Raw genomic sequence first — 15,916 nt, 5'->3', positions numbered from 1 at the left:
TCAGCGCTGGTAGTCGACCTGGTGGCGCGACGTGCGCAGCGCACCGAGTTCCTGGCGCACCCGCAGGTGCTCGGGGTGGGCCGCGTACGCGTCCAGTGCCTGCTGCGACTCGAAGTCGGCCACCAGCACGGCGTCGCAGGCATGGTCCACGTCGCTGCGGTCGATGCCCACCTCGATGTGGTGCAGGCCGGGAATGCGTCCGACGAGGCTTTCGAAGGCCAGCTTGACGCGTTTGCGTGCATGCATCCTTTCTTCCGGCGACTCGCCGGCGACGCGCCACATGACGATGTGCCGGATCACGCCCGCACCTCGGCCTTGGGGTTGAGCACGAAGTCGTACTGCAGCGTGTGGAACGGCACGTCGGAGTGCGTCCCGTCCGGCGCCGGGCCGGCCTCGTGGCGCACCCAATCGGCCACCAGCGTCGAGCGCACGCCGAAGACCGCATCCGAATCGAGGTAGCTGTCGCCCTCGCGGAAGATGTGGGTGATCAGCCGCTCGCAGCCGGGCGCGTCGATCATGAAATGCAGGTGCGCCGGGCGCCAGGGATGCCGGCCCAGCCCCGACAGCATGCGACCCACCGGGCCGTCGTGCGGAATGGGGTAGGGCACCGCCAGGATCGAGCGGAAGTGAAAGCGCCCATCGACCCCGCTGCGCAGTCGACCCCGCGCCCGGTGCTCGTGGGTGCCCGAAGCATCGGGAAGCTGCACGTCGTAGAGGCCGTCCTCGTCCGATTGCCACACATCGATCCACGCGCCGGCGATGGGGCGACCTTCCAGGTCGCGCACCTGGCCGCTGACGTGGCAGGGCTCGCCGTGCGCGCCATTGGCGATGTCGGCGCCGTGCTCGTACACCGGCGCGTCTTCGACAAAGAAGGGGCCGAAGACCGTGGCCTCGGTGCAGGCCGGCGGCTTGGCGTTGTTCTGCGCCGTGACGAGCGTGGAGAGACCCAGGGTGTCCGACAGCAGGATGAACTCCTGGCGCTTGTCGTCCGTGATGTGTCCGACGTCGGTGAGGAAGCGGATCGCTTCCATCCACTCGGCCTCCGTCAGCCGGACCTCGCGTGCAAAGGAATGCAGGTGCTGCACGAGGCTCGTCATGACCGTCAGCAGCCGCGGATTCTCGCAGCGGCACATCGCGGCGATCACGGCCTGGGTGATGGTGTCTTCATTGATGTTGCGCACGGTGCTTTGCTCCTGGTGAACCAACCCTGGCCCTCGATGGGCGAATGATGTACCGTCAAAGAATGGAAAAAAAGAGCTAAATACGAAATGTCATTTCCTAAAAATGGAAGAATCACTTGAGCATGGACCGCTGGGCGCAGATTGAACTTTTCGTGCAGGTCGCGGAGCTGGGCAGCCTCACCAAGGCGGCCGAGCGGCTCGGCCTGTCGAACGCGGCGGCAAGCCGCTACCTGACGGGGCTCGAGGAGCGGCTGGGCGCGCGGCTGGTGGAGCGCACCACGCGCCGCATGTGGCTGACCGACGCGGGGCGCAGCTACCACCAGCGCTGCAGCGGGATGCTGGCCGAGATGGCGGAGGCCGAGGCCGAGGTCAATTCGGCCAGCACCAACCCCAGCGGGGTGCTGCGCATCACGAGCTCCGTGTCGTTCGCGATGATCCACCTGGCGCCGGCGCTGCCGGAGTTCCACCGGCGCTATCCCAAGCTCACCGTGCAGATCACCGCGGCCAACCGTTATCCCGGCTTCATCGAGGCGGGCATCGATGCGGCCATCCGCACCCGGGAGCACGAGGGCGACTCGGGCATCACCGTGCGCCGCCTCGCGCAGATGCGGCGCGTGCTGGCCGCATCGCCGGCCTACCTTTCCGCGCGCGGCCAGCCGGCCTCGCCCCGGGAGCTGCCCGCTCACAGGATGCTCGTGTACTCGCTGGCGAACGACCCGTACGTGCTGCACTTCAAGCGCGGCAAGGAGGCGCAGGCGATCGGCATCGCGCCGACCCTGGACGCCAACGAAGGCCAGGTCATCCGGGCCGCGGCCCTGGCGGGCCTGGGCATCCTGATCCAGCCGCAGTACATCATTCACGACGACATCGTGGCGGGCCGGCTGATCCCCGTGCTCCGGGACTGGGAGCTGCCGCAGCTGACGATCAACATCGCCTACCAGAGTCGCCGGCACCAGCCTGCGAAGCTGAAGGTCTTCACCGAGTTCCTGGTCGAGCGATTCGAGAAGCTCGACCTCGAGAGAAAGTGGGCCTCGTGGGCGAAGGCGTCAGGATGAATCGCTTCGGGTGCCCTGAGCGCTCTTGAACTGTTGAAAATGAATGTCATCGTTCTGACACCAAGGGAGAAAGCGCGACGTTGCAATGTCGTTCGCCTCGCACGGTGACGTCCGCTTTTGCTGCCTCGCGGTCCTTCGGGTATGCCCGCTTCAGACTGCGAGCAGTCAGCCACGAATGACCGCATGGAGGATGGCTGTTGTCATGCGGTAGACCTTTAGATCGAGCGGTCAGCCGCTTGGACTGCAGCGGAGGCAGGTCGTTAACTGGAGCCGTTGACTCCGCAGTGTGCGGTGCCGTAGACGGGGACAGTATCCCTGCCTCTTACTTGGCATGAGAGGGCAACTCTTTGATAGCCCTTTCGTAGGTTTTCGGCGGCGAAGCTTGTGGCGCGCAGGATTTGTCGGCATCTTTATGCTGCACAAATTTCTATGCCATTGCTCGGGGATCCAGCAATGGCATTGCCTGTGGGCCGGGGAGGTGTCCGATCTTGCCGATTGCAGTTCGCCGTAACATCTGCTCATCCATGGGCGCCGTTCTGCGCCCAGCCAGGGAAGGCACAACGTTATGAGGAGCGTGATGTCCAATCAAGATCGAAAAAGCTCATTGTCCAAGCCCGGCCCCGGGCAGTCCAATGGAGTCCCAAGCGCTGGGCGGACCATTCGCCTCGCTGACATTCAGAGCAAGGGGGCTGGCGGACGCAACGCCACCCCAGCGATTAAACCCGTCAAAGTCGTTCTCGCCCTGCCGTCTAGACCAGCTCCGGAGCCAAGCGAAGTCTCAAGTCGATCCAAGCCAACCCTTGCTCCATCAGCTGGACCACATCAGGATCCACTCGGCCCCGTGAGCGCGCCGTCGGTTGAACCAGCGTTGCCCCCAGCAGCACCCGCCCGGGCCCGCACAGCTGAGGCGAAGCCCGCCCCATCCTCAAAGAAGCCCGTCGAACGCAAGTCAACCAAGACAGAGATCGGCACGCCCTCCAAAGCCGAAAATGCAGGGGGCAATTCTGCAGAGCTCACCGCCACCACCCTGCCATTGGCGGTCGGGGAACTCTTTGCCCTGAACAACTATGACGTCCAGTATTCAAAAAAGATTCATGGCGCCGAAGTTGACATTGTTGCAACCCCCAAAGGTGGCGGATTTGGGTCCACCATTTATTTAGAAGTAACTGTTCAGTACGTCGAAAATACAAAGTACGGCAAAGACTTAACCAAATTTTCCCTCGTTCGAGAGATGGACAAGAGTTGTGTCTGCATCAGTGTTTCGACAGCTGGTTTCACACCAGACGTTCGGGAGCGCGCAGGAAAGACCGGCATCACTCTTCGTACCTACTCAGAAATTTTTGCTCAATTCGAAAAATTCTCTGCATACGTTGACGGGGTCTTGGGTAATAGGGAAATTTCGGCACTTGCGGCTTCATATGAGGAACCATACTTCCGAGATGATCGAGGCGAACATCTTGCTCCAGAATGGCTCAGCGAATGGATGCTTGGCTCCGGTACTTCCTCCAATTGGCTCGTGGTACTTGGGGAATATGGAACCGGAAAAACCGCGCTGACCCTAAAACTGCAGCACGATTGGCTGCTGAGCTACCAACGTGCTCCAAACCACCCAATAACAGTTCGAATTGAACTGCGCAACTTTGTTCGTCAATTTGATAGTCGCTCTCTTCTTCATCACTTTCTCGACTCAAACCAGCTGGGCCACATTCCAGTAGATTTTTTGCTGCATTTAATTCGCAAGCGTCGAGTGATTCTTCTGCTGGATGGCTACGACGAGATGGCGCAGTTCCTGAATGCCAGAGAGCGTCGCGCTTGTCTGGCGGCACTTGCGGAACTGGCTGGAGAAGGGGCAAAAGGAATTCTTACTAGTCGCCCCAACTACTTTACTGAGGCAGAAGAACTTCACGTTTTCGATGCACTTTACGTATCACTGGAGCAAAGCGGCTACTTCGTCGGGCAAATGGACAAACTGTTCTTTGCGCAAGAACAGTCCGTTGATTCCCTGCTAGAACGATACCTTATAAACAAGAACGAGCGTTACCTTCGCGACTTGACTACCGAGCAAACGAATTCGCTGGTCCGAAGGAAGCTCGCAGGAAATCCTGCCGGACAGAAAGTGGTTTTGGATCTGCTGGAGAAGGTCTTCCGCGATGAAACCGAAGGGCGGCGCCAATCACTCGGCGGCAAGCCTGTAATTATTTCCTATCTCCTTGAGCTTGTTGAATATCTGTCGGGAGGCACGGGTGACGAAAAGGCGGCGTCTCTAAGTGAATGGCAGATCTATAAACTGATTGTTGATCGACTCATGCTGCGCGACCTACAAAGGTCACCGACTACGCCACCCGAAAAGAGACGGGAAGCACTGCAGCGATTGGCAATACAGTTATCGTCAAAATCTACACCGGGAGCGACTGAAGCACACTTTTACGCAGTGATTGACGATCTCTTTCGAACAGAACTTCGGCGCCTTAGCCCCGAGGAGCAGCGAACTAGAAAAGATGAACTCTTCCAGGACCTTCGCAGTTCAACGACACTGACCAGATCTGAACGAAGTTCATCGTCCGTCTGGCAGTTCTCCCACAACTCGCTTCGCGAGTATCTTGTTGCCGAAGTAATCGTCGGATCGATGTACGCCGGTAGTCCGATCGACCTGACCTTGCCGATTACACGCGCCATGCGAGGATTCGTGGCAGCACTGCCAGGAGAGTTGGCGACAAAGTACCTGCAGGCGATGGAAAGCTCATGGACAAAGCGTTCGCAGCAAAACCTGGGAACCTACTTTTCAGCGGCATTCGATCTTCTACGTACCCGGCCGGAAGGTCTTCGACTGAGCTTGGCCAGACTGATGCGCGCGCCTGAAGGGAGGCTGGAGTTCAGCGATGTGTCGCTTAAAGACATCGAGTTCACTAGCGTCGAAATTGGACAGCGCGCCCAATTTATTTGCAATGGAGCCACCTTGACGGAAGTGATTTTTCGTGGTCTGGATATGAGGGAAAGCAATTTTGAAGGAGCAACATTTGATCGCTGCTCTTTCATTGATTGCATACTGACTTCTTCTAACTTGAAATCGACCCTTCTATTCGAGAGCAACTTCAATCAGGTCGAGGTCGAGGAGTGCGACTTCACTTTGATGGATAACGACTCCAACATTGTGGCCGCCAACTCTGAGGGGGAGCCGATTATTCTTTCTGGTCGAGGGGCCGTGGGATTTTTTAGGTATCACGGCGCCAAAACCGACGATGTAAGTCCGTACCACGAGCTGCGACATCACCCTCGTTTTTCTATTGTTCAGAAAATTTGCGAGCGAATCTCTGAGCAACGAAATAGCCAATTGCGCGGCCTCACGCAACGAGGTGCCGCCCAAGCAGACCCACCGTTTGCTCGCGAGTTCATGAATTGCCTTGTCAGGGCAGACTTAGTTGAGATTGACGGAAACAGTCTGGTTTCCGCCACGTCGAAAGGTCGCAAGGACTTGCCTCGTCTTGTCGCTCATGATGAACTGCCTGAATCAGTTGCAGAGTTTCTGAGAGAGCACCGCTAGCGCTGTACCCGCATACCCATCTCTTGCAGCGCGCTGAGGCCTAACCCTCGCTTGAGCCGACTCGCGTCGGCAGGCCACCGCTAGCGGCTCAAGTTCAACGCAACGGCCGCTTTCGGACGCCTACTTGATTGAAGGACAGCAACCGCTGCGAAGCCGACATTGGTTGCTTTCTAGCGCGAGGCCGCCTTGCCGCGAGTCCTGCCGGTCGCCGTCCAAGGTCTACTAACGCTGACAGGCCCAAGCAGTCATGGGCCGAGCGTTGACCTCGGCATTGCGAGGCGCGGCGACCATCAGCAGGCCGGGCAAGAGGTTATTCGTGACGGCCCCCCGAAATCATGAAGCGGTGATGCGGGGCGTGACTTCCGCGCTCAATGTGCTGGCAGGGTCGTACCTTGGAACGCGGCGAGTTGCCATGCGTCTTCGCGCCGCAGCCACACCGCCAGGTAGCAAGTCGTGATGTCGCGCAGTTCACCGTCTCGGTGCACCTGTGCGTGCATTTCGCCGGAGACCAGGGCGCAATCCGGCATGTGCGTTACCGCCAGCCGGTCGAAGCAAAGGCGCTGGTAGACGACGTGTCCCGAGGTCAGCCTGGCAATCAGGCTCTCACGCGAATCGGCGCTGCCGGTGGAATGCACGTAGCGCAGATCGGGCGCCAGCAATCTGCGCAAAGCGTGCTCGTCGCCGGCGAGCATCGCTGCACGTCGTTCTTCCTCCAGTAGGAGGATCCGCACGGCCTGGTCCAAGGCTCACTCGTCGCAGATGCCGTTGCGCAGCACACCGATCGCGTCCACCTCGATCTCGCAGACATCACCGGGCTTCATGAAGACCTGCGGCGTGCGCTTGTTGCCGACGCCACCCGGCGTGCCGGTCACGATGACGTCACCGGGCGCAAGCGGGACGAACGTGGAGATGTAGGCGATCTGGCGCGGAATGCTGTGCACCATCATATCGGTGGTGGCCCGCTGCATCTCCTGGCCATTCAGCCGCGTGACCAGCGTCATCTTCTGGTCGGCGGCGATCTCGTCGGCCGTCACCATCCAGGGGCCGAAGCTGCCAGTGCGCCAGAAGTTCTTGCCCGGCGTCCACTGCGAGGTGTGAAGCTGCCAGTCGCGCACGCTGCCGTCGTTGTAGCAGCTGTAGCCGGCGATGTGCGACCAGGCATCGGCTTCGGAGATATGGCGGCCGCCCTTGCCGATGACGATCGCGATCTCGCCTTCGTAGTCCAGGCGTTCGGAGGCGCGCGGGCGCACGATGTCTTCGCCGTGGGCCAGCTGCGAGTCGGCCACGCGCAGGAAGATCACGGGCTTTTCCGTCACCTCCTTGCCGGTCTCGCGAATGTGCTCGGCGTAGTTCAGGCCGATGCAGAAGATCTTGTCTGGGTTGGGAATCACCGGCAGCAGCCTGACGTCGGCCAGGGACAGTGTGGCCGTTGCGGCGGCCACCTTGGCGGCTGCCTGCGAGACGAGGTCCGCGGCGATGAACGCCTTCAGATCCGGCGCACGATCGGCAAAGATCGCGCGCAGATCGACCACGCGGTTGCCCACTACGGCACCGTAGCCGTCCTGGCCGTTGTGGTGATAGCTGATGAGTTTCATGGGAATTTCCTTGGGGAGGGTTGGGGTGGATCTAGGCCAACCGACCTCCGATGCGCGTCGTGGCCTCGGTGATCAGTCGGACCAACTTTTCAAGGTCGACGATCGCCAGGCGCGAGGTATCGAATACGAGGGAAATGGCAGCCCAGGCGCCGCCATCCGACTTCGGGATGGGTGCGGCCACGGCCGCCAGCTGCGGCTCCAGCTCGCCGTTGGATACGTAGTAGCCCGCCTTGCGGATGGCCGCGTAGTAGCGGCGAAACTCCGGCCACTCCGCGGGCAGCCCGCAACGCACAAGCTCCTCGTGCCGCGACTCGAAGACCTTCTTGAGCTGGGCGGGACCGAAGGTGGACAGCAGCACCTTCGGCGCACCACCGAGGAACAGCGGCCGCGGGCGGCCCCGCCCGTAGGCCAGCTCGGCCGGCATGCCGCCCATCTCGCGGTGCGTGTCGAGCACCTGCATGCCGAACACGCCCGTCACCACGCAGTCGAAGCCCGTGGCCGCGACCAGCTCGCGAAGGATCGGCAAGCCGACCTTCAGCACCGGATCGGCGCGGCGGATGTAGTGGTCCAGCAGGATGATGCGCGGCCCCAGGGCGTAATGCGAATCCTCCACGCGCTGCAGCAGGCCCGCCTGCAGCAGCAGGCGCACGTAGCGGTAGCTCGTGGGCAGCGAAACGTCCAGCGTCGTGGCGATGTCTTCCGCCGTGCGTGTCAGATGGGTGTCGTCGAAGAGGTCGAGCACGCCCAGCATGCGTTCCAGGCTCGACGTGGAAGATTCGGACACGGCAGTTCCCCAATGAATAGTTCATGGCGCGACGGGGAGGTATTGCGAAATGCGATCCAGATCAGCCCCTGATCGCGCCACGCCGACGATATATCGGTCGGGCCGCAGTATCACGGCATTGGCGTCATGCGCCTGCAGCCAGGCGTCCAGGCGTGGATCGGGGCGGTCGATCACCACGGCATCGCTGTGCAGCCAGCGCTGCACCGTCGCCGGCGCGGCCGCCGAGAGCGTGTTCCTGTGTCCGATGACCGCACTTCGGCGGCCGAGCAGTTCATCGAGCAGGCGTCCGTCCGCGAGTCGCGGCTGCGGAAAAGGCCGGCCGGCGGGGCCGTCCGCCGCGGCGTCGAAAGCGCCTGCGCCGAGCAGCTGCGGCGGCAGCTCGAAGATCTCCGGCTGACCGGCCTTGAACTTCGCATCGCGCTCGGCGGCCTGCTGCAAGTCGGTGGTCTGGATGATGCTGCCCAGGCGCACGGCGAGTTCGATCAGCGCGCGCACGTGCGGCTTGCGCTCGGACTCGTAAGTGTCCAGCAAGGTGTGCGGCGCGCGGCCGGCAAGCACCGCATCGAGCTTCCAGGCCAGGTTCGAGGCATCGCGGATGCCTGCGCACATGCCCTGTCCGAGAAAGGGCGGCGTCTGGTGGCACGCGTCGCCGGCGAGGAACAGGCGACGCTCGCGCCATCCGTCAGCGATCACCGAGTGGAAGGTGTAGATCGCTGCACGCTCCAGCGTCGCCTGGTCGCGGCGCACCCAAGGCGCCACCATCCCCCAGAGATGGTCTGGCTGGACGAGCGCCTCGCGGTCGTCGTCGGGCAGCACCATGATCTCCCAGCGCCGGCGCGCGCCCACCACGTGGCAGTAGGTCATGGGCCGGCGCGGATCACAGTGCTGCACCGTGTGATCGGGCAGGTCCACCGGCTGCGTCAGCACCACGTCGAAAACCAGCCAGGGCTGGCGCAAGCCCAGGTCGACCATGGGACTTCCGATGTGCTGGCGGATGGGGGAGCGGGCACCATCGCAGCCGACGACAAAGCGGGCCTGCGCCGAATGCATCTGGCCGCTGTCCATCGCGCGATAGCTCAGCGTGGCGACATCGGCGTCCTGCCGGATATCGATGAACTCATGCCGCCGCTTGACTTCGACCTGCGCGAAACGCGCGATGCCATCTCGCAGCACCGCCTCGAGCTGCGGCTGGTGGAAGTAGTAGTTGTTGGCGCATCCGTGAGGGCCGAGCGCGGCCGTGCCGCCGCGGATGAGCATCGTCTCGCCCGCGCCGTTGACGAAGTGCATGCCCTGCGTGCCGGGGCGGGAGATCGCCAGCACCTGCTCGCGAAGACCGGCCGCCTGAAAGGTGCGAAGCACCTCGCCGTCGAAGTGGATGGCACGCGGCAGTGAAAAGATGCCGGCCTCTTTTTCCAGCACAAGCACGGACCGGCCTGCTGCGCCCAGCAGGTTGGCGAGCATGGCGCCGGTCGGCCCCAAACCCACGATGGCCACGTCGTAGACGTGCGAGCACTCAGGCATTCTGGTCTTCCTGCATGCGGCACGCGATGTCGGCCTGCCATTGCGCGCGGCTCATGAATTTGGGAAAGCGCTTGGCGATGGCCTCGGCCTGCATAAGGATGGCCTCGTCTGTCTGCGCCAGGTCAATGCTCTCGCGCAGCGGCTGGTCGCAGTACCACGGCGTGTCCATGAACAGCTCGAGCCGATTGCCTTCCGGATCGCGGCAATACACCGACACCGCGTTGCCATGGGTCACCGGGTGCATTTCGGTGGCGCCTTCTGCCAGCAGCCGGTCATGAAAGCCGCGCAACGTGGCCAGATCGGGTACCCGGAAGGAAATCTGGTTCACAACGTTGAAGGTCATGTCCGCGGGCCGTCCCGTGGCGAGCACCAGCTGGTGGTGCTCGGTGGGATCGCGGCTCAAGAACACCAGCTGCACCGTGCCTAGGTCGCCCGCATCCGTCTGCGTGAAGCGAAGCGCCTGCTTGTAGAAGCCCGCCATGCGCGGCAGGTCGGTGACGTACAGGCCGATGTGGCTGAACTGCAGATTCGATGTTGGGGAAGGTTGCATCAATTTGTCTCCATTTGAGAACGGGCGGCATCAGCAGGGCGTCGATTGGATGAATGTTTAGAATATTATCGTATTTTGATAATGTAAGTGATTTTTGTATGATCCGATCTCGTGCAATTGGCACGGATTCGCAGATGGAGACAAATTCATGACCTTCCTCAAGAGGCTCGCCGTCCATTCGTTGGCCGCCCTGGCGCTCGCCGCGGGCTTCGCCTGTGCCGCCACTGCTGCCCCTCAGGCCGAGTACCCCACCAAGCCGGTGCGCATCATTGCCCCCTTCCCGGCAGGCAGCGGCCCCGACGCCAACGCCCGGGAACTCGCGGCCGAGCTCACCAAGATCCTGGGGCAGTCGTTCTTCGTCGAGAACCGGCCGGGCGCCTCGAACATCATCGGCACCGAGGCGGCGGCCAGGGCGCCTGCGGACGGCTACTCGCTGTACATCGGCACCACCAGCTCGCTGTCGGTGGTGCCGCACCTGTACAACAAGCTGCCGTTCAATGCGGAGCGCGACTTCGCGCCGATCAGCCTGCTGGGCGTGCTCAACACCGGGCTGATCGCCCACCCGGGCGTGCAGGCCAGCGACGCGCGCGGGCTCATTGCCCAATTCAAGGCCAGACCCGACTTCGCGTCGGTTGCCACGCAAGGCATCGGGAGCTATTCGCACCTGTCGGCCGTGTGGTTCAACAACGTCGCGGGCGTGAAGGCCAACCTCATTCCGTACAACAGCAACAGCCCGTACACCGACCTGCTGGCGGGCCAGATCCAGTTGATGTTCGATGGCTTGCCGGCCGCTGCGAGCAACGTGCAGGCGGGCAAGCTCAAGCTGCTGGCCATCACCGGCAAGGAGCGCCACCCCAGCTTTCCGAACGTGCCGACCTTCGCGGAACAGGGCTTGCCCGACTACGCGCCCATCGCCTGGCAAGGCGTGCTTGCGCCCGCGGGCACGCCGCCGGCCGTCCTGGAGAAACTCAGCGCGGCCATGCGCAAGGTTTGCCAGTCGCCTGAGCTGGCGAAGAAGTGGCGCGACTACGGCGGCGAACTGCGCTGCAACACGCCGGCCGAGTTCACGGCGTTCATCAACGCGGACCGCGCCATGTGGGGCAAGGTGATTCGCGAGGCAGGCGTGAAGCTTGACTGATCGCGTCACGCATCAAATCGACCCTCACCCTCAACTTTGCACCTGCGGATAACGCACTCTCAAGCCCTTCGCGATGCTGAGCGCTCCAAGGCATCGCGCCGTCAACCTATCATTGTTTGGAGTTGCCCTCGATGGGCTGCCTTCGGAAGATCGCAATCGGTTCGTGATCAAAGGAGAGCCAGCATGACAGGGATCGAAAGTGGGCCTTGCTTCAGATGGGGCGACCACTGTGTCGTGGTGACGGCTGCACGCCGCGGGGATGACAGGTGGGCAGCCGTCGCTATCTCCGGTGAGCAAGGTGGATGCGCCCCCCCAAAAAAAAAAGCGACGCTTACGGCACTAGAGCGGGCTGCTAGCGTGCTGACAGGTGGCCCAAAAGCAGATCACCGTTGGCGCACCTCTTTGAGGCGAGATTAAAAACCTGCCTGGTCAGCGCGCCGTTCGGATACCCCCGCCGCCTGAAGAACTGCGGGGCACGCCACAGGTCTGCTGGCATTCACACGAATCAATCGGCAAGCAACGACCAGTCACAGGGTCATAGCCGACCGCGGACTGCCGCGCATTGTTTGCTGCTGATGCGACTGGAGGTTTGCTCACCGCTCCTGCTGATGAATGAGCCTGCGGCACGCAGCGACGCCCGCCAGACTGCACTTGGTTGCAGGCGCTTTCGGCCGCTGCGTACTGTCGTTGGCGCTCTTGTCGCTCCGCCTCGATCTGTGCCGGTGTGGTGCCGTCCGTCGGACAGCCGCCGGCAATCATGTCCAGCACCGTCTTTGTCATGAACATCACCGTTTCCGTCCTAGCGGTCACCGATGCATTGGGCGGCACCCTGGTCGTCATGACAGTTTGCTTCATGGCTTCGCAGGTCTGGCTGGAAAGGCGCGTTCCTGCGGGGCGGCCGGCTGCGTTTGCCGTACCCGCTGGCGACGAACCTCCGCCCGCTGCCGTGCTGCCACCGGACTCACCTGTTATCTGCCGCGCCGTCGTGGCCGTCAGCGGATGGTCGGGGAAGCGGCTCATCAGTACGCGCTGCACTTCCCGGGCGCGGGTGCGGTCGCCCTGAACGTTCAGTTCGTCGGCTCGCGCGAAGAGTTGGCCGGCATTCATCGCCTGCAAGCTGGCACGGAATTGCTGCTCGGCCTGTGCGGCAACCTCCTGCTTACGTCGTTCCTGCTCTTGTGCCTGCAACAGCTTGTCTTGCTCCGCCTTCGCCTCGGCAGCCTTGCGTTCGGCCGGAAGATCAATCTCAGCGATAACGGTCTTGCCTGATCCGTCGTATTGTCTGCCCACCGATAGCTTGCCTTTTTCGTAGTTGCCCGCTTCCGCCAATGTGCCGTCTGCACGCAACAACCGCCCCGCGTCATGCAGACTGCTGACGATACGTCCTTCAAAGCGCCGGCCGTCGGCATAAGTCTTGATTCCGGTGAAAGTTTGTTTGCCGTTGTCGTAAGACCAAGCTCCATCGAGCAGGTACAACTCGTCGCCGCTGATACTGAGGATTTGCCCCCGAAAAAAGTGTCCATCGATAAATCTTCCGACCGTGCGGGCAGGCCCGTCGATGGACTTTCTCCCGGTCATCGGGTTGGGCGTCGTCTTCCTTGGTGCGTCTCCGTCGCCCTTCAGGCCGTTATCGCCGAATGTTCCGCGCTCGATCGAGCCATACTCCGAGATCAACGTGCCAACGCCTTGGCTTTTGCCGTCGCGTACCTGTCCGTAATAGACCCACTGGACGTTGGTTTTCCACCGGCCGGTCAACACCTCGCCTGCTCCGACCGCGCGAACCACGTCGCCGATTTTTCGGATCGTTTCTCTGGCTTCTGGGGAGCGCTCCTCCAAGTCGCGCGCGTTCGCGTAGGCCTCGCCTCCCAAAACGGCGGTGAACACTGCGTCCGGCGTGACCTCCTTGCGGATGCCAAAAAGCGTTTTCGTTCCCTCGCCGATAAGCGGCTGCAAGCGCTCCAGATAACCTTTGGCATCGGCGCAGCGGCGATGGCTGTTCAGGACATAGCCGCAGCCAATATGCGCTTTGCAGAGCGCCGCAATGGGCGCAACGGTCTCTTCCTTCAACTCCTCGCACTTCAACTCAGGCAGGGGCTGTGCGTGGGCGCTTAGGGGGATGGCCAGAACGCTTGCCCAGAAGGCAAGGCCCAGCGCGGTTGTCTTCATCATTGGGGCGTCTCCTCGATCCGGACGGCCAAAAGTCTAGTCGTGCAATTTGTAGACCAAATACCGCATTTGTGGGAGCCCACGGAACCCGGTGACCACAGTGCTCGGGTCAAGAAAAAGCCCGCACGAAGGCGGGCAAGGGCGCCTCGGGAGGCGGTTCAGATGGGGAGCTAGACGAAGTCCAAGGAGCTAATTGTTGACAAGAGTAATGCAAATTACTAATGTTCGACGATGTGCGAAGCCGCCGGCTGTTTCCTCCGACCGCATCGGGTGCAGAGATGACCCGCACGGATGTGGCGCTGCGTCTCTCCGAGTTGACTGACCTGGACCTGGCCAAACTGCCGGACGATGCCGTTTCGCAAGTCTTGCAGATGATCGGTGAACTGAACCCGAGCAGTAGCTGCTACGAGTCCAACGTCGAAACGATTCTGAGCCTAGGGGCGGTGATTTGGACATTTCCGCCGCACATGGATAGGGTGGCAAGCGGCGTTTAGCGATCGCTCTGGACTTCGTTCACGAGGTCAGTGTTGAATGACAAGCAGCGCCGATGCGAAGCGACCTCTATCGCCGAGGCCGAGAAGCGCCCCTGCACTGATTTGACCGTGGCCGGCGCATATGTATTCTGTGCGCCGCACCGCCGAGTTTTGGCCTCTGGAGCCTAAAGACAGCATGCGCCAGTCTCGCGATGTGGCGCGGGTCATCGTTGAAGGCGATGGAGTAGACAACGCGGCACACCATGGTGAGCCAGTCACCGTCGAGCTTGCCGTTGCACTGGTCGTGCAGCTCTTTCTTAAATTCGTGCCACCACGCCTCCTGATCGGTCAGGGTGCGGCCGGCGATCACGATGAGGTTGGCAGGCTTCCACATGGGCGGATGCTACTTCTCGCTTTCTGCTCATGTGCAATTTCACATCGACCAGCCCTCGGTCTACAGTGCCGAGCCGAGTCGCAACAACGCTCCCTGCCTATGATCACCGTGAGGAAAAAGTACAGTCCCCAACGCGAAATCCTCAGACGACAGGGATGATCGAAGGCTGGGGTCTAAGCCTCTATGCGATGGCCCAATGCGGCAAAGCGATTGAGGAGCGCAGGCGTGAGGAACAAATCTACATGAAGGTCTAGACGGCCATGCCACGCAAGCTACAGAGGTCGATGCAGGCCAGACGACGATGACGGTCCGTTGGGTGCTCTGGGGCTGTTGTTGCCGTAAGCTGCGCAAGTATCCGTCGGCGGCGTGGGGCAGCCCCGTCTGTGCGCCAAAAGCTAGCCCTCTTAAATGCCCCGTTATTGGCGGTTGAGTGCTGGCTGGTTCTGGCGAGCAGCTGCGAGTCGATCAGTGCGGGCACCGAATCTGCGATCGTGAGCCAAGGATGCCGCCTCCCCAGCTCACGACGTTTTCAGACTGCCGAGAAGCGCTCCGCCAACCTTTCCCGCTCGAAGGCCTCGACCACGAAGTCGACGAAGGCCCGAGTCTTGGCCGGTAGCAGCCGCCCGCCAGCGAAGTAGAGCGAGATGGGCCCGCCGTCGGCATACCAGCGTGGCAGCACGCGCAGCAGCGCGCCGCTTTCGAGATGTGGCAGCGCATGCGGCATCGCAACCAATGCGACGCCCAGGCCGAGCAGCGCTGCCCGACACAACGCGTCTGGGTCACTGAGCACGATACGCGGTTGCAGCTCGACAGGAGCCTGTGCGCCGGCACTGTCCCGCATCATGCGGTCGCGCAGCCGGCCGCTGTGTACCGAGCGCATCACGATGCCGTCGAGCGTCGCTAGGTCGGCCGGCTCGCGTGGTGCCTTGCGCCCCGCCATGTAGGTTGGCGATGCCACCGCGACAATGTGCGCACGTGCCAATTCACGCGCCACGACGCCGGGCGTGAGTTCGGTACCGCCGCCAATGGCCGCGTCGTAGCCCTCCGCGATCAGGTCCACGTGCCGGTTGTCGAAATGCCAGTCGGGGCGCACGGCCGGGTGGCGCTGCATGAATGCCGGCAGCAGCGGCACCACATAGTCCACGCCGAAGCCTGGCGCCATGCTCACCTTGAGGACGCCGGCCGGCTGCCCGGCCTCGGTCGAGACGCCCGCAATGGCGGTCTGAATGTCCTCCAGTCCGCCCGACACCGACTGCAAGAAGCGCTCGCCCGCCTCGGTGAGGGTGAGGCGTCGTGTGCTGCGCTGAAACAGCCGCACGCCGAGGTTGGCCTCAAGCCTCGCCACGTTGCGGCTCACGGCTGCGGGCGTCAGACCCAGCCGGCGCGCCGCCTCGGAGAAGCTGCCCGACTCGGCGCTGCGAACGAAGGATTCGAGATTGGCGAGTGTTTCCATGGCCTCTTATTTTCAAGCATTGCTTGAAAAAGATTCCAACCATTACCGGCTACCGCGAAATGAGT

At 62.1% G+C, this 15,916-nt stretch carries 13 protein-coding genes; 4 read left to right on the top strand and 9 right to left on the bottom strand.

From position 1 onward, the window contains the following. Together AC1RAD_RS20020 and AC1RAD_RS20015 are read right to left on the bottom strand one after the other, a co-directional pair. Window positions 1-300, bottom strand: a complete 300-nt coding sequence (locus AC1RAD_RS20020; RefSeq protein WP_492736770.1) for a Dabb family protein — start codon at window positions 298-300, stop codon at window positions 1-3. Further along, on the bottom strand, window positions 297-1,181 hold the full coding sequence (locus tag AC1RAD_RS20015; RefSeq protein ID WP_492736768.1) for an intradiol ring-cleavage dioxygenase: 885 nt from the start codon (window positions 1,179-1,181) through the stop codon (window positions 297-299). The genes AC1RAD_RS20020 and AC1RAD_RS20015 overlap by 4 nt, the downstream gene beginning before the upstream one ends. A gap of 122 nt (window positions 1,182-1,303) precedes the next feature. Here AC1RAD_RS20015 and AC1RAD_RS20010 point away from each other — a divergent pair, with 122 nt between their 5' ends. Beyond that, window positions 1,304-2,236 carry a LysR family transcriptional regulator gene (locus tag AC1RAD_RS20010; protein ID WP_492699137.1) on the top strand — a complete coding sequence of 311 codons (933 nt, stop codon included), beginning with the start codon at window positions 1,304-1,306 and terminating at the stop codon, window positions 2,234-2,236. A gap of 577 nt (window positions 2,237-2,813) precedes the next feature. Then, window positions 2,814-5,777: an NACHT domain-containing protein gene (locus tag AC1RAD_RS20005; RefSeq protein WP_492699139.1), complete on the top strand. Its 2,964-nt coding sequence runs from the start codon at window positions 2,814-2,816 to the stop codon at window positions 5,775-5,777. Window positions 5,778-6,145: 368 nt separating this feature from the next. Here the strand turns inward: AC1RAD_RS20005 and AC1RAD_RS20000 are convergent, their stop codons facing one another. The 5 genes from AC1RAD_RS20000 to AC1RAD_RS19980 are packed head-to-tail and all read right to left on the bottom strand — an operon-like array spanning window position 6,146 to window position 10,227. Further along, window positions 6,146-6,520: a nuclear transport factor 2 family protein gene (locus AC1RAD_RS20000; protein WP_159275335.1), complete on the bottom strand. Its 375-nt coding sequence runs from the start codon at window positions 6,518-6,520 to the stop codon at window positions 6,146-6,148. A 3-nt stretch (window positions 6,521-6,523) separates the two neighbouring features. Then, window positions 6,524-7,372, bottom strand: a complete 849-nt coding sequence (locus AC1RAD_RS19995) for a fumarylacetoacetate hydrolase family protein (protein WP_159275336.1) — start codon at window positions 7,370-7,372, stop codon at window positions 6,524-6,526. A 31-nt stretch (window positions 7,373-7,403) separates the two neighbouring features. Further along, a complete protein-coding gene (locus tag AC1RAD_RS19990; RefSeq protein WP_235944342.1) occupies window positions 7,404-8,156 on the bottom strand; it encodes an IclR family transcriptional regulator in 753 nt (250 codons plus the stop codon). A 21-nt stretch (window positions 8,157-8,177) separates the two neighbouring features. After that, a complete protein-coding gene (mhpA, locus tag AC1RAD_RS19985) occupies window positions 8,178-9,677 on the bottom strand; it encodes a bifunctional 3-(3-hydroxy-phenyl)propionate/3-hydroxycinnamic acid hydroxylase MhpA (protein WP_492699143.1) in 1,500 nt (499 codons plus the stop codon). Further along, window positions 9,670-10,227, bottom strand: a complete 558-nt coding sequence (locus AC1RAD_RS19980; protein ID WP_159275338.1) for a VOC family protein — start codon at window positions 10,225-10,227, stop codon at window positions 9,670-9,672. The genes mhpA and AC1RAD_RS19980 overlap by 8 nt, the downstream gene beginning before the upstream one ends. Window positions 10,228-10,375: 148 nt before the next feature. On the opposite strand from AC1RAD_RS19980, the gene AC1RAD_RS19975 reads away from it, so the two are divergent. Continuing rightward, window positions 10,376-11,365: a Bug family tripartite tricarboxylate transporter substrate binding protein gene (locus AC1RAD_RS19975; RefSeq protein WP_159275339.1), complete on the top strand. Its 990-nt coding sequence runs from the start codon at window positions 10,376-10,378 to the stop codon at window positions 11,363-11,365. A gap of 429 nt (window positions 11,366-11,794) precedes the next feature. On the opposite strand, the gene AC1RAD_RS19970 is transcribed toward AC1RAD_RS19975, so the two are convergent. Beyond that, complete coding sequence (locus AC1RAD_RS19970) at window positions 11,795-13,534, bottom strand: MORN repeat-containing protein (RefSeq protein ID WP_492699145.1); 1,740 nt, start codon at window positions 13,532-13,534, stop codon at window positions 11,795-11,797. Window positions 13,535-13,752: 218 nt separating this feature from the next. Here AC1RAD_RS19970 and AC1RAD_RS19965 point away from each other — a divergent pair, with 218 nt between their 5' ends. Then, the gene (locus AC1RAD_RS19965) at window positions 13,753-14,025 is read left to right on the top strand and encodes a hypothetical protein (protein ID WP_492699147.1); all 273 of its coding nucleotides are present in this window, start codon (window positions 13,753-13,755) and stop codon (window positions 14,023-14,025) included. Window positions 14,026-14,927: 902 nt separating this feature from the next. Here AC1RAD_RS19965 and AC1RAD_RS19960 read toward each other — a convergent pair. Further along, window positions 14,928-15,851 (bottom strand): LysR family transcriptional regulator, encoded by a 924-nt coding sequence (locus AC1RAD_RS19960; protein ID WP_159270757.1) that lies wholly within the window; start codon window positions 15,849-15,851, stop codon window positions 14,928-14,930. Window positions 15,852-15,916: the final 65 nt, after the last annotated feature.

The sequence above is a fragment of the Variovorax sp. GW823-FHT04B03 genome (assembly GCF_058796495.1).
Note: the sequence above shows the minus strand (reverse complement) of the source record. Positions and strands in the feature narration are given on the sequence as shown.

Coding starts and splice junctions, on each gene's coding strand:
- AC1RAD_RS20010 (WP_492699137.1), top strand. CDS start 1,304: ATGGACCGCTGGGCGCAGATTGAACTTTTCGTGCAGGTCGCGGAGCTG.
- AC1RAD_RS20005 (WP_492699139.1), top strand. CDS start 2,814: ATGTCCAATCAAGATCGAAAAAGCTCATTGTCCAAGCCCGGCCCCGGG.
- AC1RAD_RS19995 (WP_159275336.1), bottom strand. CDS start 7,372: ATGAAACTCATCAGCTATCACCACAACGGCCAGGACGGCTACGGTGCC.
- mhpA (WP_492699143.1), bottom strand. CDS start 9,677: ATGCCTGAGTGCTCGCACGTCTACGACGTGGCCATCGTGGGTTTGGGG.
- AC1RAD_RS19980 (WP_159275338.1), bottom strand. CDS start 10,227: ATGCAACCTTCCCCAACATCGAATCTGCAGTTCAGCCACATCGGCCTG.
- AC1RAD_RS19975 (WP_159275339.1), top strand. CDS start 10,376: ATGACCTTCCTCAAGAGGCTCGCCGTCCATTCGTTGGCCGCCCTGGCG.
- AC1RAD_RS19970 (WP_492699145.1), bottom strand. CDS start 13,534: ATGATGAAGACAACCGCGCTGGGCCTTGCCTTCTGGGCAAGCGTTCTG.
- AC1RAD_RS19965 (WP_492699147.1), top strand. CDS start 13,753: ATGTTCGACGATGTGCGAAGCCGCCGGCTGTTTCCTCCGACCGCATCG.
- AC1RAD_RS19960 (WP_159270757.1), bottom strand. CDS start 15,851: ATGGAAACACTCGCCAATCTCGAATCCTTCGTTCGCAGCGCCGAGTCG.